At 68.5% G+C, this 19,197-nt stretch carries 19 protein-coding genes, 1 tRNA gene and 1 other RNA gene; 12 read left to right on the forward strand and 9 right to left on the reverse strand.

The window, feature by feature from the left end; all coding sequences use genetic code 11:
* Positions 1-2: 2 nt before the first annotated feature.
* Positions 3-794 carry a trehalose-phosphatase gene (gene otsB / locus DEU36_RS02410; protein WP_120262765.1) on the reverse strand — a complete coding sequence of 264 codons (792 nt, stop codon included), beginning with the start codon at positions 792-794 and terminating at the stop codon, positions 3-5.
* Positions 791-2,272, reverse strand: a complete 1,482-nt coding sequence (locus DEU36_RS02415) for a trehalose-6-phosphate synthase (protein ID WP_120262766.1) — start codon at positions 2,270-2,272, stop codon at positions 791-793. The genes otsB and DEU36_RS02415 overlap by 4 nt, the downstream gene beginning before the upstream one ends.
* Before the next feature lie 81 nt (positions 2,273-2,353).
* Between DEU36_RS02415 and DEU36_RS02420 the strand changes: the two genes are divergently transcribed.
* Positions 2,354-2,611 carry a hypothetical protein gene (locus DEU36_RS02420; protein WP_120262767.1) on the forward strand — a complete coding sequence of 86 codons (258 nt, stop codon included), beginning with the start codon at positions 2,354-2,356 and terminating at the stop codon, positions 2,609-2,611.
* Between the two features lie 28 nt (positions 2,612-2,639).
* On the opposite strand, the gene DEU36_RS02425 is transcribed toward DEU36_RS02420, so the two are convergent.
* Positions 2,640-3,824, reverse strand: a complete 1,185-nt coding sequence (locus DEU36_RS02425; RefSeq protein WP_120262768.1) for an acetyl-CoA C-acyltransferase — start codon at positions 3,822-3,824, stop codon at positions 2,640-2,642.
* Between the two features lie 156 nt (positions 3,825-3,980).
* Positions 3,981-4,056: transfer RNA gene (locus DEU36_RS02430), tRNA-Lys, on the reverse strand.
* 94 nt (positions 4,057-4,150) lie between these two features.
* Between DEU36_RS02430 and DEU36_RS02435 the strand changes: the two genes are divergently transcribed.
* The 4 genes from DEU36_RS02435 to DEU36_RS16085 all read left to right on the forward strand — a co-directional run bounded on the left by DEU36_RS02435 (position 4,151) and on the right by DEU36_RS16085 (position 6,159).
* Entirely contained in the window at positions 4,151-4,987 is an 837-nt protein-coding gene (locus DEU36_RS02435) for an inositol monophosphatase family protein (protein ID WP_259455185.1), read from the forward strand.
* Entirely contained in the window at positions 4,984-5,547 is a 564-nt protein-coding gene (locus tag DEU36_RS02440) for a hypothetical protein (protein ID WP_120262770.1), read from the forward strand. The genes DEU36_RS02435 and DEU36_RS02440 overlap by 4 nt, the downstream gene beginning before the upstream one ends.
* Complete coding sequence (locus tag DEU36_RS02445) at positions 5,547-5,939, forward strand: DUF4440 domain-containing protein (RefSeq protein ID WP_120262771.1); 393 nt, start codon at positions 5,547-5,549, stop codon at positions 5,937-5,939. The genes DEU36_RS02440 and DEU36_RS02445 overlap by 1 nt, the downstream gene beginning before the upstream one ends.
* 61 nt (positions 5,940-6,000) lie before the next feature.
* Positions 6,001-6,159, forward strand: coding sequence for a hypothetical protein (locus DEU36_RS16085; RefSeq protein ID WP_176786791.1), 159 nt, complete (start codon positions 6,001-6,003; stop codon positions 6,157-6,159).
* A gap of 576 nt (positions 6,160-6,735) precedes the next feature.
* Here DEU36_RS16085 and ssrA read toward each other — a convergent pair.
* Positions 6,736-7,105: a transfer-messenger RNA gene (gene ssrA / locus DEU36_RS02450) on the reverse strand.
* A gap of 132 nt (positions 7,106-7,237) precedes the next feature.
* Between ssrA and DEU36_RS02455 the strand changes: the two genes are divergently transcribed.
* Complete coding sequence (locus tag DEU36_RS02455) at positions 7,238-7,900, forward strand: SIMPL domain-containing protein (RefSeq protein WP_120262772.1); 663 nt, start codon at positions 7,238-7,240, stop codon at positions 7,898-7,900.
* A gap of 43 nt (positions 7,901-7,943) precedes the next feature.
* Here the strand turns inward: DEU36_RS02455 and smpB are convergent, their stop codons facing one another.
* The 4 genes from smpB to prfB form a co-directional block, all read right to left on the reverse strand.
* A complete protein-coding gene (gene smpB / locus DEU36_RS02460; RefSeq protein WP_112614374.1) occupies positions 7,944-8,420 on the reverse strand; it encodes an SsrA-binding protein SmpB in 477 nt (158 codons plus the stop codon).
* A gap of 86 nt (positions 8,421-8,506) precedes the next feature.
* Positions 8,507-9,421, reverse strand: a complete 915-nt coding sequence (ftsX, locus tag DEU36_RS02465) for a permease-like cell division protein FtsX (protein ID WP_120262773.1) — start codon at positions 9,419-9,421, stop codon at positions 8,507-8,509.
* Positions 9,418-10,398 (reverse strand): cell division ATP-binding protein FtsE, encoded by a 981-nt coding sequence (ftsE, locus tag DEU36_RS02470; protein ID WP_120262774.1) that lies wholly within the window; start codon positions 10,396-10,398, stop codon positions 9,418-9,420. The genes ftsX and ftsE overlap by 4 nt, the downstream gene beginning before the upstream one ends.
* 81 nt (positions 10,399-10,479) lie before the next feature.
* Positions 10,480-11,592, reverse strand: a complete 1,113-nt coding sequence (gene prfB, locus DEU36_RS02475; protein ID WP_120262775.1) for a peptide chain release factor 2 — start codon at positions 11,590-11,592, stop codon at positions 10,480-10,482.
* 25 nt (positions 11,593-11,617) lie between these two features.
* On the opposite strand from prfB, the gene DEU36_RS02480 reads away from it, so the two are divergent.
* From DEU36_RS02480 to opgC, 6 genes are all read left to right on the forward strand, one after another.
* Positions 11,618-12,955: an MFS transporter gene (locus tag DEU36_RS02480; protein WP_120262776.1), complete on the forward strand. Its 1,338-nt coding sequence runs from the start codon at positions 11,618-11,620 to the stop codon at positions 12,953-12,955.
* 94 nt (positions 12,956-13,049) lie between these two features.
* Positions 13,050-13,817, forward strand: coding sequence for an endo alpha-1,4 polygalactosaminidase (locus DEU36_RS02485; RefSeq protein WP_259455186.1), 768 nt, complete (start codon positions 13,050-13,052; stop codon positions 13,815-13,817).
* Between the two features lie 91 nt (positions 13,818-13,908).
* On the forward strand, positions 13,909-15,915 hold the full coding sequence (locus tag DEU36_RS02490) for a glycosyltransferase family 2 protein (protein WP_120262778.1): 2,007 nt from the start codon (positions 13,909-13,911) through the stop codon (positions 15,913-15,915).
* Between the two features lie 3 nt (positions 15,916-15,918).
* Positions 15,919-16,254: an STAS domain-containing protein gene (locus DEU36_RS02495; protein WP_120262779.1), complete on the forward strand. Its 336-nt coding sequence runs from the start codon at positions 15,919-15,921 to the stop codon at positions 16,252-16,254.
* Positions 16,247-16,666 (forward strand): ATP-binding protein, encoded by a 420-nt coding sequence (locus tag DEU36_RS02500; protein ID WP_183045269.1) that lies wholly within the window; start codon positions 16,247-16,249, stop codon positions 16,664-16,666. The genes DEU36_RS02495 and DEU36_RS02500 overlap by 8 nt, the downstream gene beginning before the upstream one ends.
* Positions 16,663-19,185 carry an OpgC domain-containing protein gene (opgC, locus tag DEU36_RS02505; protein ID WP_259455187.1) on the forward strand — a complete coding sequence of 841 codons (2,523 nt, stop codon included), beginning with the start codon at positions 16,663-16,665 and terminating at the stop codon, positions 19,183-19,185. Before DEU36_RS02500 ends, opgC begins: the two co-directional genes overlap by 4 nt.
* Positions 19,186-19,197: the final 12 nt, after the last annotated feature.

The raw sequence follows: 19,197 nt of genomic DNA on the forward strand, positions 1-19,197 counted from the left end.
GCTCATTCCCCCGCGCGAGACTCGGCGAGCCGGCCGAGCAGCACCGCGAGCGCGGCCGCATCCGCCACCCGGTATTCGGCGACCGTCTCTCCCCCGCCGACCCGGATGCCCACGTCGCCGGCCTCGAGCGACCGCAAGGCGTCTTCGTCGGTCACGTCGTCGCCCGCGAAGACGACCACGTCGGCGCCGACGCGCTCGCGGAGGCTCCGCACCGCGGAGTCCTTGCCCTCGTGTCGCGACGCGAACTCGAGGATGTCCTGCCCGGTGCGACGACGCCACGTCGGGGCCTCGACACGGACGAGCTCATCGATCCGGGCTGCTGCTTCGGCGGCGGCCGCGGGTTCGGCGAGACGCGTGTGAAGGCCGAATCCGAACCGCTTGTGTTCGATCCATGCCCCCTCGACCCCCTCGATGATCGCTTCCGCCCGCGCGGTCAGCGCATCGCGGAGCTCGGCATCATCGTCGGAATCCTGTTCCGAACCGGCATCCGGATGCCAGAACTCCGCGCCGTGCGAGCCGGCGAGGTGGATTCGCGAGTCGGGATCGCGCTCCGATATCTCCGCGAGATGTTCGAGCGTCCGACCCGACACGAGCGCGACCGTCGTGGCCGGAGCGTGCGAGAGACGTGCGAGGGCATCGCGTGCGGCGGGGAGCATGCGCGCCGACATGGGCTCGTCGACCAGGGGCGCGAGAGTGCCGTCGAAGTCGAGGGCGACGAGCAGGTGGCGTGCGTTCGCGGCGCGATCCACCGCAGCCTCGAGTCCCGCACGGGAGGTGAACGTCGGAGCGGTCATGCGTTGTGCTCGGCTTCCGTCATGGCCGTCGAGACGGAACGGGCGGAAGCCGCCGAATGCGCGGGGCTGCTCGATCGACCGGCAGCGGCCAAAGCGTCGAGGAACGAGCGCGACCAATCGTCGACATTGTGCTCGCGCACGCGCTTGCGCAGCGCGCGCATGCGCCGCCCCTGCTCGGCTGCGGGCATCTCGATCGCCCGGACGATGGCGTCCTTCATACCGTCGATGTCGTGCGGGTTGATGCGCACGGCGCTCGCGAGCTCGTCGGCAGCGCCGGCGAATTCGCTCAGTACGAGCACCCCGCGATTGTCGATGCGGCTGGCGACGTACTCCTTCGCCACCAGGTTCATGCCGTCGCGAAGAGCGGTGACGAGCATGACGTCGGCCGCGAGGAACAGGGCCACCATCTCCTCGCGCGGGAATGCCTGATGCATGTATCGGATCGCGCTGTGACCCCACGTGTCGTGATCGCCGTTGATGCGGGCGACCGTGAGCTCGATCTCGTCACGCAACTGCACGTACGACTCGACGCGCTCGCGGCTGGGGCTCGCCACCTGCACGAGGGTCGCGTCCTCGACCGAGACCCGGCCGTCTTCGATGAGCTCACCGAAGGCCTTCAGCCGGTGACGGATGCCCTTGGTGTAGTCGAGACGGTCCACGCCGAGCAGCACGGTCTTCGGGTTGCCGAGGTCTTCGCGGATCTCCGCGGCCCGGGCCTGGATGTCGGGGCGCTGCGCGAGCTCGATGTAATCGTCGGTCGAGATCGAGATCGGGAACGCCTTCGCGAGTGCGGTGCGGTGCCCGCCGCCGTCAGCGGGAACGCGGATGCCGCTCGCCTTCGTCTCGTAGCGCAGCTGTCGCCTCACCGCGCGTGCGAAGTTGCCCGCGTCCGCCACACGCTGGAAGCCGATGACGTCGGCGCCCAGAAGCCCCTCCAGCACCTGCTTGCGCCAGGGAAGCTGCGAGTAGAGACCGTAGGCCGGGAACGGGATGTGATGGAAGTAGCCGATCGTGAGATCGGGCCGCATGTCGCGCAGCATCTTGGGCACGAGCTGCAGCTGATAGTCCTGCACCCACACGGTGCCGCCGTCCGCGGCAGCCGCCGCCGCGGCTTCGGCGAAGCGCCGGTTCACGCGCTGGTATGCCTCCCACCAGTTACGGCGGTATCGGGGGGCGGCGATGACGTCGTGGTAGAGCGGCCAGATGGTGTCGTTGGAGAAACCCTCGTAGTAGTCCTCGACGTCCGCGGCGCTGAGTGCGACGGGAACGAGCTGCATGCCGTCGAAGTCGAACGGGTCGAACTCGAGATCGGGCTTCCCGGGCCAACCGACCCATGCGCCTTCGGTACGCCGCATGACGGGCTCGAGAGCCGTGACGAGCCCCCCGGGCGAACGGCGCCACTCCCCGTCTCCACCACCGTCCGTGTTCCGGTCAACCGGAAGCCGGTTGGCGACGACGACGAAATCAGCGGTGCTCATGCATGCCTCCAGGCTGCGATCGGCGATGGCCCCAGCCTACCTGCGCACCCGGCGCCCCTTGGAGGAAGCTACGTTTGTGGTATGCGCAAGTACCTCTTCGGCACCGGCCTCTTCTCCGCGATCACCGGCGGCGTGACGCTGCTCCGCTCGGCCCGAAGCGACGAGCCCTTCACGTGGCGCACCGCTCTCGCGTGGCTCAGCTGGGGTATCACGCTGGCGCTCGCGATCGGCGCCGTGGTCGACAGCTACCGTGGGGCGCGCGGACGCCTCATCGCGGATGACTCCAAGGTCGACCGCGACGAGCTGTTCACCGAGCGGGTCAAGCGCAACCGCCGCTGACCCGCCCAGGCGGGCTGGCTCGCGGGTATCAGCGCGTGAGGATCAGCGCCTCGCCCTGTCCACCACCACCGCAGAGCCCCGCCACGGCCGTGCCCGCTCCGCGACGCACGAGTTCGTGCGCCAGGTGCACGACGAGACGTGCGCCCGACGCACCGATGGGGTGCCCGAGCGCGATCCCGCCTCCGTCGACGTTGACGATGTCGGATGAGACACCGAGGCGACGCTCCGAGGCGGCGACGACCGAGCCGAAGGCCTCGTTGATCTCGATGAGATCCACGTCGGATACCGCGATGCCGTCCTTGGCCAGTGCGCGTTCGATCGCGGCGGCGGGCTGCTCGTGCAGTGAGTTGTCGGGCCCGGCGACCTGACCATTGGCGCCGAGCGCGGCCATCACCGTCCATCCCTCGCGCTCCGCCCGGTCTCGGGTGGTCAGAATGACCACTGCGGCACCGTCGGAGATCTGCGACGCATTGCCGGCGGTAATCGAGCCGCCCTTCGCGAAAGCGGGACGCAGGCCCGCGAGAGTCTCGAGCGTGGTGTCGGGACGGATGCCTTCGTCGGCATCGACGATGACCGGCTCCCCACGTCGCTGCGGTACCGTCACGGGCGCCATCTCTGCGCTGAAGCGGCCCTCGGCCCGTGCCGCAGCGGCGCGCTGATGCGAGCGTGCGGCCACGGCATCCTGATCTCCTCGTGACACGGCGAAACGCGGGTTGAGGCGCTCGGTCGACGCCCCCATGCTCTCGCGATCGTACGCATCGGTGAGGCCGTCGAAGGCAGCGTGGTCGAGCACCTCGATCGAGCCGTACGACCAACCGGAGCGGGATCCGGGCAGAAGGTGGGGTGCCCGGCTCATAGATTCCATGCCTCCGGCGACGACCACCTCAGCATCTCCGAGGGCGATCATGCGCGACGCGTCGATGATCGCCGTGAGCCCGGAGAGACAGACTTTGTTGACGCTGGATGCGGGGACGTCCCAACCGATGCCGCCGGACAGCGCCGCCTGCCGTGCGGGATTCTGTCCATTGCCCGCCGGGAGGACCTGCCCCATGATGACGGCGTCCACCGACGCGGCCTCGACGCCCGATGCGGAGAGAGCACCGGCAATGGCGGCGCCACCGAGCTCGGGGGCCGGCATCGACGACAGCGCGCCCTGCAGGCGGCCTTGCGGCGTGCGGGCAGCGGCGACGATGACGATCTCGGGCGTGGTCATGCACTCAGCCTACGAGCCCCAGACCGCCACCACTCCCGGCGGTCGAGCCGACGTAAACGGCACCTCTGCCGATGCCGATGCGACCATTCGCGTCGGCTCACGTTCGCATAACACACGAAGGCCCCGCGACTGGCGAGAGTTGCGGGGCCTTCGTGCTGGTGCACCCCCTGGGACTCGAACCCAGAACCCACTGATTAAGAGTCAGTTGCTCTGCCGATTGAGCTAGAGGTGCAGGCTGTTCGCAGTGAAGCGAACCGAGGAGAAACGTTACCCCACTTCACGTCACGACGCCAATCGGGGCCCCCGGCGCGTCGTATCCTTGAGCCGTGACCCCCACCACACCGGATCCGACAGCGGCTTCCGCAGACGCCCTGGCCGACGACCTGGCATTCGCACTCCGGCTTGCGGATGCGGCCGACGCCGTCAGTATGGCCCGATTCGACGCGGCCGACCTCGACGTGCAACTGAAGGCGGACGCGTCGCACGTCACCGAGGCCGATCTCGCCACCGAGCGCGCCATCCGCGACCTGTTGAGCGCGGAGCGGCCTGCCGACGGCGTGCTGGGCGAGGAATACGGCGCCACCGGCGACGCCAGACGTCAGTGGATCATCGACCCCATCGACGGCACGGCGAACTACCTCAAGGGCATCCCCATGTGGGCGACGCTCATCGCTCTGGCCGTCGACGGCGTGCCCGAGGTGGGTGTCGTGAGTCAGCCGGCCATCGGGCGCCGGTGGTGGGCTGCCGCCGGCCGCGGCGCCTGGACGAACGTTCCCGGCGAGACCGCCCCCCGACGCATATCGGTGTCATCGATCGATGATCTCGCGCACTCGAGCATCAGCTTCCAGAGCCTCCACCAGTGGGACGAGGTCGGCCGTGGTGAACAGCTCCTCGCCCTCTCGCGGCGCGTCTGGCGCGATCGTGGCTACGGCGACGCGTGGCCGTACATGCTCCTCGCGGAGGGGCGGTTGGAGTTCGTGGCCGAGTTCGGGGTGAAGGAGTACGACATCGCCGCACATGTCCCGATCGTGACCGAGGCAGGCGGACGCTTCACCGACATCGCCGGCGCCCCATCGGTGTCGACGCGCTCGTCGCTCGCGACCAACGGCATCCTGCACGACACCTTCCTCGAACTGCTCTCTCGCAACGGGGGCGACGAATGACCCGCCGCCGGCGCGCACCCCTCGTCATTGCGACCGGCTCGGCCGTGGCTCTGATGCTGTTGAGCGGCTGCTCCGCGCCCGAGCCCCAAGAGACCGCTCCCCCCGAAGCCGTCCCCTCCTCGCCCGTAGCGACGCCCGAGGCCACCGCTTCGGAGCCGGCTCTGCCCGACCCGACGTGCGAGAACATCATCCGCGAAGCGAGCCTCGACGAACTGCAATCGCAGGGCTGGGAGTACGAGCAAGGGCCGTTCATGATCGGTGAGACGGAGATCGATGCAGGCGTGTCCTGCACCTGGACGAACGCGGCCGAACCCGGCGGCAACATCCTCCAGTTCGGCTGGGCGCCGCTCACCGCCGCCGAGACCACCGAGGCCCAGCGCACCCTCGAATCGCAAGGGTGGATCCGCGAAGAGGGCGACGACGGGGTCTACCTGACCGAAGACCCGTCTTTCGCGCTCAACATCGACGGCGACGGCTACGGCGTCACCTACTTCTTCGGCGAGGGCTATGCCCAGGTAGCCGACGTGAAGCAGGGCCTCGTCGTCATCGAGCGACGTTGATGAACGACGTCGAAGCCGTCGGCGTCGCTGACGATCTGGCCGGGCGCATCCGCGACGCCGAGCGCGACCTGCTCACGAGTGCCGTGCGACAGGACGCCCGACGCCTTCGCGAGCTCATCCACCCGGATTTCACCGAAATCGGCCGGTCGGGTCGCCTGTGGACGCGGTCTGACCTCCTCGTCGAGCTCATGGAGGAAGCCACACGCGACACTCCGCACACGGATGAATGGGTCATCCAGCGGCTTGACGTCGACACGGTGCTCGTCACCTATCGCCTCGTCGCCGGCACGCGCGTCAGCCGCCACTCGTCGGTCTGGGCGACATCGGGCGACGCCCTCGCCTTGCGATTCCACCAGGGGACGGAACAGTCGCCCGCAGACGCGCGCCCATAGGGTCTGCGGAACGCGAGGTCAAGCACGTGCGTCTGAGCTCGCGTCGCGCGACAATGAGGACATGCCTGCACTTGCGATCATCCTCATCATCATCGGCATCGCGTTGCTGTTCACCGGAATCTTCGTCGAAGCGGTGAAGTTCCTGCTGTTCGTCGGCATCGCGCTCATCATCATCGCGGTCATCGCCTGGCTGATGCGGTCCATCCGCAACAAGACCTGACCGCCCGAACCGGCGAAGGCCCCTGCCCCTCACTCGAGGGCGGGGGCCTTCGCCGTACCTTCCTCCGAGCGCCGCATCTTGCTGTGATCACGGCCATGGAGCGGACCACACGGCACCGGCACGCTGACGGGCATCGGCGTTGAGCGCGGCGGCCCTGCCGGGCGCTTGGGGGACGTTCGAGGCAGAACCGCCGCTGGGCTGGGATGGCCGACGCGCCAAAGATAAAGGATGAGCGCGCCCCGCATAAGCCCCCTGTCGACGAGGCTGCCCCGGGTGGGACCGTAGCGGGTCGCTTCCGATGCGCGCGGCACGCATTTGGGGGCCGCGCTGCGCGCGCCGGGGCGACCCCACGCTCGCGAGCCCACCCACCTGCGACGCGGATCGCGGCGGCCCCAACAGCAATCCGATCCTCGAATCGCTCCGAACCGACCCGCGTGCACCGGGTGCATTTGGGGGGCACGCGGTGCGCGCCCCGCCTGATTCGGGTCAGGACGGGGCGACCTCCACCCGAGAGACCAAAGCCCCCGATCCCACTGCTTCCAGGGGATCGGGGGCTATGCAGCGTGACAGCGGCAGTGGTGGAGATGGGGGGAATCGAACCCCCGTCCATCGCTGAGATACGGCGTCTTCTCCGGGCGCAGTCTGTAGAGGCGTTCTGCTCGGCCCCGACTTTCAGTACAGACACATAAGTCGACAGGCCCAGTCCGGGAAGAGTCCCGCGTGACGTCCGGACGCCGTCACGCAGCAAGATCCCTAGATGACGCCAGGGTCCGTGGCGGGATCACACACGGTCTGACGGACTATCGGGCTCGCTTATGCAGCGAGGGCGAAGTCAGTGCGCTTGGATTCGGCACTTATTGGTTTGCAGAGATCGTTAACGAGATAACCCTGCATCCTCGGCCCGCTTCTCGCCGACACACAGGCGATGTCGAAACCGATCATCCCCATGAGCCTTCGAACGAAGGGCCGCTGTCACACTGTGGAGTTACCAACCCGGATGCCGCAGCACCCGAGCACTACAGACTACAACCGATCGCCACTCGGCGCCATTCCCGCGCACCCGGCCTAGAGTCGGACCATGGCAGACATCCTCATCTCCGTCCGCGGCGAGGCCGAACGACGTGTCCAGCCCGAGGTCGCCGTGGTCCACGCCGCCGCGACCGCCGACGGCGCCGAGAGGAGCGCCGTGGCGTCGCGGGTGGCCGCCACGATAGCGCCGTTGCGCACACGACTCGAGGAACTCGCCCGAGCGGGAGTCGTCTCGACCTGGTCGAGCGGATCCGTCGCGACGTGGTCCGACCGGCCCTGGAATGCCGAGGGGAACCAGCTCGCGCCTGTCCACCACGCGACGATAGAGCTGGTCGCCGCCTTCGACGACATCCGCGCACTGGACGAATGGGTGTCGCTCCTCGCGGACGACGACGGCATGCGCGTGTCGAACGTCGAATGGCAGCTCTCCCCCGCGACGCTATCGAGCATCGAGGGCGAGGTCGCGACCTCAGCGGTCGGCGTCGCCGTTGCCCGCGCGACCGCGTACGCGACGGCGCTCGGCCACGCGACGGTCGAGCCCGTCGAGATCGCAGATGTCGGACTGCTCAGCGGTGGCGACGCGCCGCCCGCGGCGCCGATGTTCGCGCGCGCGGCCACGATGTCGGCCGACGCATCATCCGGAGGAGTGGAACTCCGTCCCAGCGAGATCGTCGTGACAGCCGCGGTGGAGGCCCGCTTCCGCGCGCGCTGACGCGGAGCGCATCACAGGATTCGCCCGGCGAATCCGCCCGCCGCTACTCGCCGAGACGGTTGCGGGTGCGCATCGCGCGTTCAGCCTCGCGCTTGTCCTCGCGCTCGCGGATGGTCTGACGCTTCTCGAACTCGCGCTTACCCTTCGCGACCGCGATCTCGACCTTCGCCCGACCGTCCGAGAAGTACAGCCGCAGAGGCACGAGGGTGTAGCCGCCGGCACTGACCGCGTGCGACAGCTTGATGATCTCCTCTTTGTGCAGCAGCAGTTTGCGCGTGCGCTTGGTGGCGTGATTCGTCCAGTGCCCCTGGGAGTACTCGGGAATGTGAACCGCATCGAGGTACGCCTGGCCGTTATCGATGTAGGCGTAGCCGTCGGTGAGATTGGCACGCCCCTGGCGCAGCGACTTCACCTCGGTGCCGGTCAGCACGAGACCGGCCTCATACGTCTTCTCGATGGCGTAGTCGTGTCGGGCGCGCTTGTTGCTCGCCACGAGCTTCTCGCCCTGTTCCTTCGGCATGACGCGCCTCCTTCCTGATGCACTGGCGCAGCCCTACAGTCTAGGGGCACACCCGCGGCATGCTCGACGGGAAAGCCCGGCGTTGGTCAGGTGCGCAGCCATCGGCGGATGGCGAACCCCGCAGAGACGGCTGCCAGAGCCACACCGATCACGATCACCGCCGGCACCACCACCGCGACGTCTCCGAGGTTGACCCAGCTCGTGACGAAGTCGATCTGCGACGACAGATAGTCGCCGACGCCGACCTGCACCATCGCGATGATCGCGACGCTCGCGAGCGCCGACCCGATCAACGCGGCGAACACACCCTCGAGGATGAACGGGGTCTGGATGAACCGATTGGACGCGCCCACGAGGCGCATGATGCCGAGCTCTCGCCGGCGCGCATAAGCGGAGAGGCGAATCGTGGTCGCGATCAGAAGCACCGCGGCGATCAGCATCAGTCCGGCGATCCCGACCGCGATGTACGTGGCGACGGTGAGCGCGGAGAACAGCGGGTCGAGGTATTGCAGCTGGTTCGCGACCTCCTCGACCCCGTCGAAGTCCTTGAACGCCTCGCTGATCACATCGCTCTGCGACGGATCGGCGAGGTTGACCCAGTAGGTGTTGTTGAGCTGCTCCGGGCTGACGAACTCGGCGTAGTCCTGCCCCATGAGTGACAGGACGTTGTCGTACGCCTCCTGACTCGTCTCGAAGCGCACCTCGCGGACGACGCTCTGCAGCGCGGGAGACTCGAGTCGCTCGGCGACGGCGGCGATCTGTTCGTCGGTCGCAGCTCCGTCGGCGCAGTTCTGCACCGCGGCGTCCTCACGGCACATGTAGACGGCGACCTGAGCACGCTCGGCCCAATAGTCCTTCGTCTTGCTGATCTGCATCTGCATGAGCATCGCCGCACCCACGAACGTGAGCGAGACGAAGGTGACGAGCACGACGGAGATCACCATCGACGCGTTGCGACGCAGGCCTGTCAGGGCCTCACCGAGGATCAGACCGACTCTCATGACGTGGGCCCCACTTCGTCGGTGCGATCGTCGCGATCGCCGAGTCCGAGCTTCTTCGCGACATCGGGGAGGCCGAGGCCGGCGAGGTCGATGTCAGGGGCGACGATCGGGATGGCCCGCGTCTCGCCCACGGGCGGCGGAGGTTCGACGGGAGCCTCGGGCGCGTCCGGAACGGGGACGTGGGCCGCCGGAGGGGTCTCGGCGATCTCGCGCTGCAGTTCGAGCACAGCCGTGAGGGCGGCGACCGCCGCGGCACCGCGCACCGGCTCGGGAGCGAGGCTGGGCAACGCGGAGGTGTCGCCGTAGCCGCCACCGACCTCATCGCGCACCATGACGCCGCCGCTCAGCTCGATGACTCGTCGCTGCATCTGGTCGACGAAGCCGGCCTCGTGCGTGGCCATGACGACCGTTGTGCCGTTGGCGTTGATGCGCGCGAGCAGCTGCATGATGTCGACGGATGTCGCGGGGTCGAGGTTTCCCGTCGGCTCGTCGGCCAGCAGCACCTGCGGACGGTTGACGATCGCGCGTGCGATGGCGACCCGCTGCTGCTCACCACCGGAGAGCTCGTGCGGCAGCCGCTTCTCCTTGCCCGCGAGGCCGACGAGAGCGAGCGCCTCCGGGACCGCCTGTGAGATGAATGCTCGCGACGAGCCGATCACCTGAAGGGTAAAGGCGACGTTCTGGAAGACGGTCTTGTTGGGCAGCAGCCGGAAGTCCTGGAACACAGCACCGATGTGGCGACGGAAGTAGGGGACCTTGCGCGTCGAGAGACCGCGCAGATCACGGCCGAGCACGACCACGCGCCCCTCGGACGCGACGTCCTCGCGCAGGATCATCCGCAGACACGACGACTTGCCGGACCCGGATGCGCCGACGAGGAAGACGAACTCGCCGCGCTGGATCTCGAAGTCGACGTCGCTGAGCGCGGGCTTCGAGGTGCCGCGATACCGCTTGCTGACGTGTTCGAACCGGATCATGACTCGATGAGCCTAAGCCGCTCCCCCGCACAACCGAGCCGCGACACCCGCGCGCCGCGGCATCCGCGCCTCAGCACTCGATCAGGCGTCGTCGTCCTTGCGCTTGCGCCAGCGGATGCCGGCGGCGATGAATCCGTCGAGGTCGCCGTCGAACACGGTCGAGGGGTTCCCGACCTCGTGGCCCGTGCGGAGGTCTTTCACGAGCTGCTGTCCGTAGAGGAAGTATGAGCGCATCTGGTCGCCCCAGCTCGCGGTGATGGTGCCCGCCAGCTCCTTCTTCTTCGCCGCCTCCTCCTCGCGCTGAAGCAGCATGAGGCGGGTCTGCAGAACCCGCATGGCCGCGGCGCGGTTCTGGATCTGCGACTTCTCGTTCTGCATCGAGACGACGATGCCGGTGGGGATGTGCGTGATCCGGACGGCCGAGTCAGTGGTGTTGACCGACTGGCCACCCGGTCCCGACGAACGGAAGACGTCGACACGGATGTCGTTCTCGGGCACGTCGACCTCGACGGCCTCCTCCATCACGGGGATGACCTCGACCGCGGCGAAGCTCGTCTGACGCTTGTCGGCGGAACCGAAGGGACTGATCCGGGCCAGACGGTGCGTTCCGGCCTCGACCGACAGAGTGCCGTACGCATAGGGCGCGTCGACCTCGAAGGTGGCCGACTTGATGCCCGCGCCTTCGGCGTAGGAGGTGTCCATGACCTTCACGGGGTACTTGTGGCGCTCGGCCCAGCGCAGGTACATGCGCAGGAGCATGTCGGCGAAGTCGGTGGCGTCGTCACCGCCGGCGCCCGAGCGGATGGTCACGACGGCGGCGCGGTCGTCGTATTCGCCGTCGAGGAGCGTCTGGACCTCGAGCTGACCGATGACCTCTTCGAGCTGCTTCAGCTCCTTGCGAGCTTCATCGGCAGATTCCTCGTCGTCCATCTCGATCGCGAGCTCCACCAGCACATCGAGATCGTCGAGGCGGCGCTCGACCTCGGTGACGCGCTTGAGCTCGGCCTGGCGGTGGCTGAGCGCGCTGGTGACCTTCTGCGCCTTCTCGACGTCGTCCCAGAGATCGGGCGCGCCGGCCTCCTCGGAGAGGCGGGCGATCTCGGCCCGGAGCGCCTCGACGTCGACCACCGCCTGGATGTCGGCGAACGTGGAGCGCAGGGCCTGGATGTCGGCGGAGATATCGAATTCGAGCATGGCACTCCAGAGTATCGTGGAAGCAATGGGAGCCAGCGACGAGAACGAACCGATCCGCCGCGTTCTCTGGCGTCTCGCCCCGATGATCTACGGGCCGACGACGCTGTTCGGGCTCGGCGAGGGCGCGGTCATCCCCCTGATCCCCGTGATCGCCGCGCAGCTCGGCGCGGATGTCGCCACCTCGGCGCTGGTGGCCGCAGCTCTGGTCGTCGGCCAACTGTGCGGCAATCTCCCTGCGGGGTGGGCGGTTGCGCGCATCGGCGAGCGGGCGACCATGATCATCGCGGGTCTTCTCGCCCTCGTCGGCGTCGCGGCGATGGCGTTCGCGCCGGTGCTCGGGGTGTTCGCGGCATCCGTCTTCCTCATCGGCATCTGCGCGGCCGCATTCGGCGTGGCGCGCCACGCCTTCATGACGACCCGCGTGCCCGTCACCTTCCGCGCCCGGGCGCTGTCGCTGCTCGGCGGCAGCTTCCGCCTCGGCATGTTCGTCGGTCCCTTCATCGCCGCCGCGCTGCTGTGGTTGTTCGGTGATGAGCACGCCACGATCTGGTTCTTCGGGATCTGCCTCGTCGCGATGATCGCGCTCGTCGCGTTCGGTCCCGAACCCGAGAAGCGCCTGGGCGCCGTGCCCGCCGTCGCTCGGACCGCCGAGGGTGAGGCACTGACGACCGCGCCGGTGCGCACCCGGCGAGTGCCCGGCACGGGCGTCGTCCGCACCGCCTGGCGAAATCGCGATGTGCTCGCCCGCCTCGGCGTCGCCGCCGCGTCACTATCGGCGCTGCGCTCCACCCGCCAGGTTCTGCTGCCCCTCTGGGGCGTCGCGATCGGGCTCGACGGGTCGACGATCGCACTCGTGGTCGGGGTCTCGGGCGCGATCGACTTCGCCCTCTTCTACGCCAGCGGGCAGGTCATGGACCGCTTCGGGCGTCTCTGGGCAGCGCTCCCCGCGATGCTGCTGATGAGCGCCGGCCTGATCGCACTCGCGCTGACATCCGCCAGCGCGCAGCCGGAGCTGTGGTTCGCGCTGTTCGCGGCGGTGCTCGGCGTCGGCAACGGCCTCTCGAGCGGCATCCTCCTCACCCTGGGAGCGGATGTCGCACCGACGACGAATCCCGCCCCGTTCCTCGGGTCGTGGCGGACGCTGACCGATGCGGGCGGCGCGATCGCACCGCTGCTGGTCTCCGGCATCACCGCCGTCGCGTCGCTCCCCGTCGCCGCCGCCGTCATGGGCGGCTTCGGTCTCGTCGGAGCTTTCGGCTTCATCCGGTGGGTCCCCCGGTTCGTCCCCCGGACCCGGCTGGATCGCACGCCTGGCGTCACCGACGAACCGGACGCGCCCGACGCGCCGGACCCGTCCGCGTAGCATGCTCTCCGCGCGACGACTCTCCGCGACCGCCGCTACCGCCGCGGCGGTGCTGGCTGTCGCCCTGCTTGCGGGGTGCGCCACGACCGCCCCGATGCAGACGCGAACCGACGACACGGCGAGTCCGCCCCTGCTGGGCGACGTCGCGCTGCCACCGACAGACGGGCTCCCCGACTATCAGCTCGGCGGCGCCTACCCGACTGCCGATGACGTTCGGATCGTCGGCCGCGACCGCGCATCCGAGCCCGCCGCCGGCGCCTACTCGATCTGCTACGTGAACGGGTTCCAGACGCAACCCGGCGAGCTCGACCTGTGGGAGAGCGACCTGCTCCTCACGGTCGCCGGAGCCCCCGTCGTCGACCCGGAGTGGCCCGACGAGGTGCTGCTCGACCCGTCCACGGCAGACAAGCGGGATCGGATCCTCGATCTGGTGGCCACGTGGATCCGCGGATGCGCGGAGTCGGGCTTCGATGCCGTCGAGTTCGACAATCTCGACTCCTTCACGCGATCAGGTGATGCCCTCGACATCGAGGGGAACCTCGCTCTCGCCGCTGCTTACGTCGATGCGGCCCACGCCGTGGGACTCGCAGCCGGGCAGAAGAACGCGGCGGAGTTCGCACCCCGGCTGCACGAGGAGGCGGGTTTCGACTTCGCGGTCGTCGAGGAGTGCGCAGCGTATCGAGAGTGCGACGAGTATCGCGACGTCTACGGAACGGCTGTCGTGGACATCGAGTACACCGACAATCTGCCGCGGACCTGGGCCGAGATATGCGCTGACCCCTCCACCCCCGCGTCCGTCGTCCTCCGGGATCGTGACCTCACCGTCGAGGGTGATCCTGAGCATGTGATGACCCACTGCTGAGGCGAATCATGGTGTGACCGGCCACCCGGGCGCAACCCGTTTCGTCTGGCGAACGACCCCTGAGAGCGTGGGCTGCGACCGAGGGAGATCAATGGTCGTCGAAACGACACTTGGCCGCGAGGGTACGCGGCGCGATGTGGCGCGCCGCTCGAAGAGGTCGGCCCGGCGCCTCGCGCTGATCCGCCTCGTGGTTCTCCTCGCAGCGATCTCCGGCCTGAACTACGTCGTGTGGCGCTGGCTCGCCTCGGTGAACTGGGAGGCGTGGTGGATAGCCGTGCCGCTCGTGCTCGCGGAGACATACAGCCTCATCGACTCGCTCATCTTCGCTATCGGCGCCTGGCGTCTGCGCGAACGCCACGACGCGCCGCCCTTGACGCGCGAGGTCACCGTCGACGTCCTCGTCACGACCTACAACGAACCGCTCGACCTCGTCATGCGCACGGCCCGTGCCGCCCAGGCCATCAGCTACCCGCATGAGACGTGGATCCTCGACGACGGCGATCGACCCGAGCTCCGCCGTCTCGCCGAGGCGGAGGGCATCGGCGTCGTCACCAGGTCGCAGGCGTGGCGTGACCGGCCACGCCACGCGAAGGCCGGGAACATCAACAACGCCCTCATGGTGACGGAGGGCGAGTTCCTGCTGATCCTCGACGCCGACCAAGTGCCTTCGCCGAGAATCCTCGATCGGACACTCGGCTGGTTCATGGACGACAAGGTCGCCCTCGTCCAGACGCCGCAGTGGTTCGTGAACGTACCGCCCAGCGACCCGCTCGGCAGCCAGGCCCCACTGTTCTATGGCCCGATCCAGCAGTCCAAAGACGGCTGGAACGCGGCGTTCTTCTGCGGGTCCAACGCGATCCTGCGCCGCGAAGCCCTCATGCAGCTCGGCGTCTCGCGCTACGTCGATGAAGTGACGCTGGCCGTCAATCGCGGCGTGCGGTCGTCGCGCCGGGTGCTGACTCGTGCACGCCGCGACCACGGTTCCGACCCCCGCATCGCCGCCGCCCTCGACACCGTCGAAGACGCTCTCGATCAGGTGAAGGCCGAGATCGCGCGCGGTGACGCGCTCGCCGACGTGACCTATGCGTTCCAGAGCCGGATCGACCGCGTCCGCCGTGAGTTGAGCGACCAGGATGTGTCCGACGTCCGCGCAGAGCTGCGTGCGCTCGCGGAGCTCACCGCCGACACGGAGGCCCTCGCCGTCATCGACGAGGTCACCCTCGACGCTCTGGGCGATCGCAGTCTGTCACCGCTCGCCGCGCTCGAGTCGATCAGCATGCTCGTCTCGGCGTTCGACGTCGCACGCGACGAGGAGGCGCAGGCCATCATGCCCCTCGCGACCATCTCGGTGACCGAGGACATGGCGACGTCCATGCGGCTGCACGGGCTCGGTTGGAAGTCGGTGTACCACGACGAGGTGCTCGCCGAGGGCCTTGCTCCCGAAGACCTTCCCACGATGCTGACGCAGCGCCTCCGGTGGGCACAGGGCACCATGCAGGTGATGTTCCGCGAGAACCCCCTCGTGCAACGCAGCCTCAGCTGGGGCCAGCGCATCATGTACTTCGGCACGATGTGGAGCTACCTGGCCGGCTTCGCCGGCATCGTCTACATCGCCGCGCCGGTGCTCTATCTGACGTTCGGGGTCATGCCGGTGCAGGCATGGAGCGTCGACTTCTTCGCACGGTTCATCCCCTTCTTCCTCCTCAATCAGCTGCTCTTCCTCGTCGTCGCCAACGGACGCCCCACGTGGCGCGGAGCGCAGTACTCTCTCGCGCTCTTCCCCGTCTGGATCCGCTCCGTGACGACCGCGTTCGCGAATGTCTACCGCGGCCGAGCCCTCGGCTTCGCCGTCACACCGAAGACCCGCGCCACCGAGGACAGCCCGCGGTGGGACCTCGTGAAGCCCCAGCTGATCGCCATGGCCGCGCTCGTCCTGTCGCTCGTCGCCGTCGGCATCCGGTACGCCGTCGGTCAAGCCGAGGGCATCGCGCCCCTCATCAACATCGTCTGGGTGCTGTACGACCTGATGGTCTTCAGCATCATCATCCGCGCGGTCCTCTACCGGCCGCCGGCGCACTTGGAACTGAAGGAGACCTGACACATGCTGGACCTCGATATCGACGTACGTGACAACGGTCGCGTCGTCCGCCCCCATGGCCGGCTCACGATGGTCTCCGCGCGGCCCTTCCGCGAGCGGATGACCGAGGAGATCGCCGCTGCCGGCGGTTCCCCCGTCGTCGTCGATCTCTCCGACGTCGCCTTCATCGACTCGTCGGGACTGGGAGCCCTCGTCGCCTGCCTCAAGACCGCTCGACAGGGCGGCGGCGACCTGCGGCTGGCCGCTCCGAGCGAACAAGTGACGATGGTGCTCGGCCTCACGAACCTCGATCGTGTGCTCCGGCCACGCGCGACCGTGCAGGATGCTCTCGATGGATGACGGAGTGCACCGGAGGCTCGTCGCCGAGGTCGTGCTGGAAAGCGTCGAGGCCGTTCACGACCTCCTCGCCTCGTGGTGGGAAGAGGTCGGCGCGGTCGAGCCGCGCGTCCGCTTCTCCTTCGAGACCGCGGTCGTGGAGATCGCCGGCAATATCGTCGAACACTCCGTCGCGGCGCAGGGCGCGGACGGCCGCCACTTCACGCTCGATCTCCACGCCACGCGCGAAGCTCTGACAGCGACGTTCGAGGATGACGCGCAGCCGGCGGAGCTCGACCTCAGTGCGGTGACGATGGCGACTGCCGATGCCGAGGACGGCCGCGGACTCGCTCTCGCGCTCGCGAGCGTCGACGCGCTCGACTACCGCTACGAGAACGGGCGCAACGTGTGGAGTCTCGAGTGCCGTCGCGAGTGAGACGACGCCTGAGACGGACACTGACAGCCCTCGCTTTCGCGGCCGCCGCTGCTCTGATCGCGGCGCCGGCTGCCGTTGCCGACACGGGCGCGGGTCCGGATGCCGCGGCAGCCCCCGACCCGGGGACAGCGGGCGTCGCGCAAGACGGGCTGTGGTTCGGCGCCGAGCTCGACTGGGGGTCCGACGGGCCCGACGGATACGCCGACCGACTCGGCGAGACGCCCGCGAGTTACGCCATCCGCCTGTCGTACCCGCTCGACGACAAGGCTCGGCAGGACTGGTCTCGTGCTGCCACCGCGGCTGCCGCCCAGGGGGCGGTGCTGATTCTGAGCATGGAGCCCCGGGCTTCGCTCTCAGACCTCACGCGCGAGGATGCCGCGGCGTTCAACGCGATGCTCGAGACGATGCAGGCCGACTACGACACGCACCATCTGGTGCGATTCGCCCCCGAGATGAACGGCTCGTGGACCTCGTGGGGGCAGCAGCCGCGGGAGTTCGTGCGCGCCTTCGAGACGGTGGCCGACGCCGTCCACGACGGCCGGTCGGGCGCGGAGATGGTCTGGGCCCCCTCGTATGGCGCGGGGTACCCGTTCGAACGCGCCGACGGCCGGCTCGATGACCTCTCCCCCGCCGATCTCCGTGCCCTCGACACCGACGACGACGGTCTGCTGACGGAGGCCGACGACCCGTACGGCCCCTACTTCCCCGACGCGGATGCCGTCGACCGGGTGGGTCTGACGATGTACTACTTCGGCAAAGGCGAGTCCGGCGCAGCCGCGGGTCGCGACGTGCCGCTCGTGTCGAACAGTGCGCCCGACGAGGGCGAGGTGGCCGCGCGCTTGGACGAGCAGTGGGGCTACACCGTGCCGCAGGCGGAGACCTTCTACGACCGGTTCGCGGCGGGCCAGGAGCGGGATCTCCTCCTCGACACCGGCGCGCTCTACGACTTCTCACTCGACGGCGACTCCGAGCTCGCCGTCAAGCAGGGTTGGTGGCGACAGGTGCTCGCCGAGCTGCCCACCCACCCGCGGATCACCGCCGTCACCTGGCTCGAGGCCGTGCGCGAAGAGGCCGAGGCCGGTGCGCAGGAGGTCGATTGGCGGCTGACCGCGTCGCGCGAGCTCGCCGACGCGTTCCGGGCCGACCTCGTCGCCTCCGGGCAGGAGCAGTGGAGCCCGATCACCGACGTGATCACTCCGCAGGAGGCCGCGGCGAGCACCGTGCAGGTCCGCCAGGGCAACGACGAGATGAACTGGATCACCGGCACCGCAGCGGTGCTCGCCATCGCATTCCTCGTCTCGGGTGTCGTCGGGCGGACGCTGCCGTCGTGGCGCTACCCCGACGATTCCGCGACCCGCGACCTGCGCATCGACATGATGCGGGGCTTCGTCATCATCGTGGTCGTCGTCACCCACATCGAGGTGCTGAGCCCGTACTCCTTCGCATCGCTGAATATCATCGGCGCCATCACGGGCGCGGAGCTGTTCGTGCTCCTGAGCGGCGTCGTCCTCGGCATGGTTTTCCCCGCGGCAGTCAAACGAGGCGGCGAATGGGGCGCGGCTCTCGCAGCGTGGGCGCGGGCGCGGAAGCAGTACCTCGTCGCCCTCGCCGTCATCCTGCTGATCTTCATCGTCAGCTTCGTGCCGTTCATCGACGCGTCCGCGATCATGACGTTCACCGACCGAGGCACCGGGGAGGACGGGCAGACCACGACCGGGCGCGTCTACGATCTCTACCCGAACGCCGACCGCCTGCTCGACTACCCGCCGCCCTGGTACGCGGTGCGTCAGCTGCTCCTGCTCGAGATGGGGCCGTGGCCGTTCAACATCATGGGCCTGTTCGTCGTCCTGAGTCTCGCCTACCCGGCCCTCATGTGGCTCATCCGCCGTCGCCTGTGGTGGCTCGTCCTCGCCGGAAGCTGGGGGCTCTACGCCCTGCACATCACGATGCCGGAGCTGTCGCCGCTGCCGTCGCAGTTCAACGCGGTCTTCCCCCTGCTGGCCTGGCAGGTGCTCTTCACGCACGGACTCGTCATCGGGTACTACCGGCGACCGATCATCCGGGCACTGACCTCGAGACCGGGAAAGATCCTCGTCGGCATCTTCGTCGTCGGCTACGCGGGGTTCCTCGTCTACCTCTGGGCGGGCGACAGCTTCGGGTTCGAGCCGACGCCGTTCCCGGCGGGCCTCTACGGGATGCTGTACGACTCGGGCTACCCGCGCATCGACCTGCACTGGGGGCGCCTGCTCGACCTCGTTCTCGTGATCACCTGCAGCTACGCCGTGCTCACGGTGGCCTGGAAGCCGATCAACGCGGTCATGGGGTGGCTGTGGATCCCGCTGGGGCAGGCGAGCCTGTACGTCTTCATCGTGCACGTGTTCTTCGTGCTGGCCGTCGCGAACATCCCCGGCCTCGACCGGCAGAGCTTCTGGCAGGGGACGCTCATCCATACCGCGGTCATCGCGCTCATCTACCTGATGGTGCGACGGCGGTTCCTGTTCTCGGTGATCCCCCGCTGAGCTCGGGGCGAT

Origin of the sequence: Microbacterium sp. AG238 (assembly GCF_003610405.1) — a bacterium.
Lineage (GTDB): Bacteria > Actinomycetota > Actinomycetes > Actinomycetales > Microbacteriaceae > Microbacterium.

Excerpts from the sequence above, each read along its gene's own strand:
- otsB (WP_120262765.1), bottom strand. The coding sequence starts at position 794 with ATGACCGCTCCGACGTTCACCTCCCGTGCGGGACTCGAGGCTGCGGTG.
- DEU36_RS02415 (WP_120262766.1), bottom strand. The coding sequence starts at position 2,272 with ATGAGCACCGCTGATTTCGTCGTCGTCGCCAACCGGCTTCCGGTTGAC.
- DEU36_RS02420 (WP_120262767.1), top strand. The coding sequence starts at position 2,354 with ATGCGCAAGTACCTCTTCGGCACCGGCCTCTTCTCCGCGATCACCGGC.
- DEU36_RS02425 (WP_120262768.1), bottom strand. The coding sequence starts at position 3,824 with ATGACCACGCCCGAGATCGTCATCGTCGCCGCTGCCCGCACGCCGCAA.
- DEU36_RS02440 (WP_120262770.1), top strand. The coding sequence starts at position 4,984 with ATGACCCGCCGCCGGCGCGCACCCCTCGTCATTGCGACCGGCTCGGCC.
- DEU36_RS02445 (WP_120262771.1), top strand. The coding sequence starts at position 5,547 with ATGAACGACGTCGAAGCCGTCGGCGTCGCTGACGATCTGGCCGGGCGC.
- DEU36_RS16085 (WP_176786791.1), top strand. The coding sequence starts at position 6,001 with ATGCCTGCACTTGCGATCATCCTCATCATCATCGGCATCGCGTTGCTG.
- DEU36_RS02455 (WP_120262772.1), top strand. The coding sequence starts at position 7,238 with ATGGCAGACATCCTCATCTCCGTCCGCGGCGAGGCCGAACGACGTGTC.
- smpB (WP_112614374.1), bottom strand. The coding sequence starts at position 8,420 with ATGCCGAAGGAACAGGGCGAGAAGCTCGTGGCGAGCAACAAGCGCGCC.
- ftsX (WP_120262773.1), bottom strand. The coding sequence starts at position 9,421 with ATGAGAGTCGGTCTGATCCTCGGTGAGGCCCTGACAGGCCTGCGTCGC.
- ftsE (WP_120262774.1), bottom strand. The coding sequence starts at position 10,398 with ATGATCCGGTTCGAACACGTCAGCAAGCGGTATCGCGGCACCTCGAAG.
- prfB (WP_120262775.1), bottom strand. The coding sequence starts at position 11,592 with ATGCTCGAATTCGATATCTCCGCCGACATCCAGGCCCTGCGCTCCACG.
- DEU36_RS02480 (WP_120262776.1), top strand. The coding sequence starts at position 11,618 with ATGGGAGCCAGCGACGAGAACGAACCGATCCGCCGCGTTCTCTGGCGT.
- DEU36_RS02485 (WP_259455186.1), top strand. The coding sequence starts at position 13,050 with ATGCAGACGCGAACCGACGACACGGCGAGTCCGCCCCTGCTGGGCGAC.
- DEU36_RS02490 (WP_120262778.1), top strand. The coding sequence starts at position 13,909 with ATGGTCGTCGAAACGACACTTGGCCGCGAGGGTACGCGGCGCGATGTG.
- DEU36_RS02495 (WP_120262779.1), top strand. The coding sequence starts at position 15,919 with ATGCTGGACCTCGATATCGACGTACGTGACAACGGTCGCGTCGTCCGC.
- DEU36_RS02500 (WP_183045269.1), top strand. The coding sequence starts at position 16,247 with ATGGATGACGGAGTGCACCGGAGGCTCGTCGCCGAGGTCGTGCTGGAA.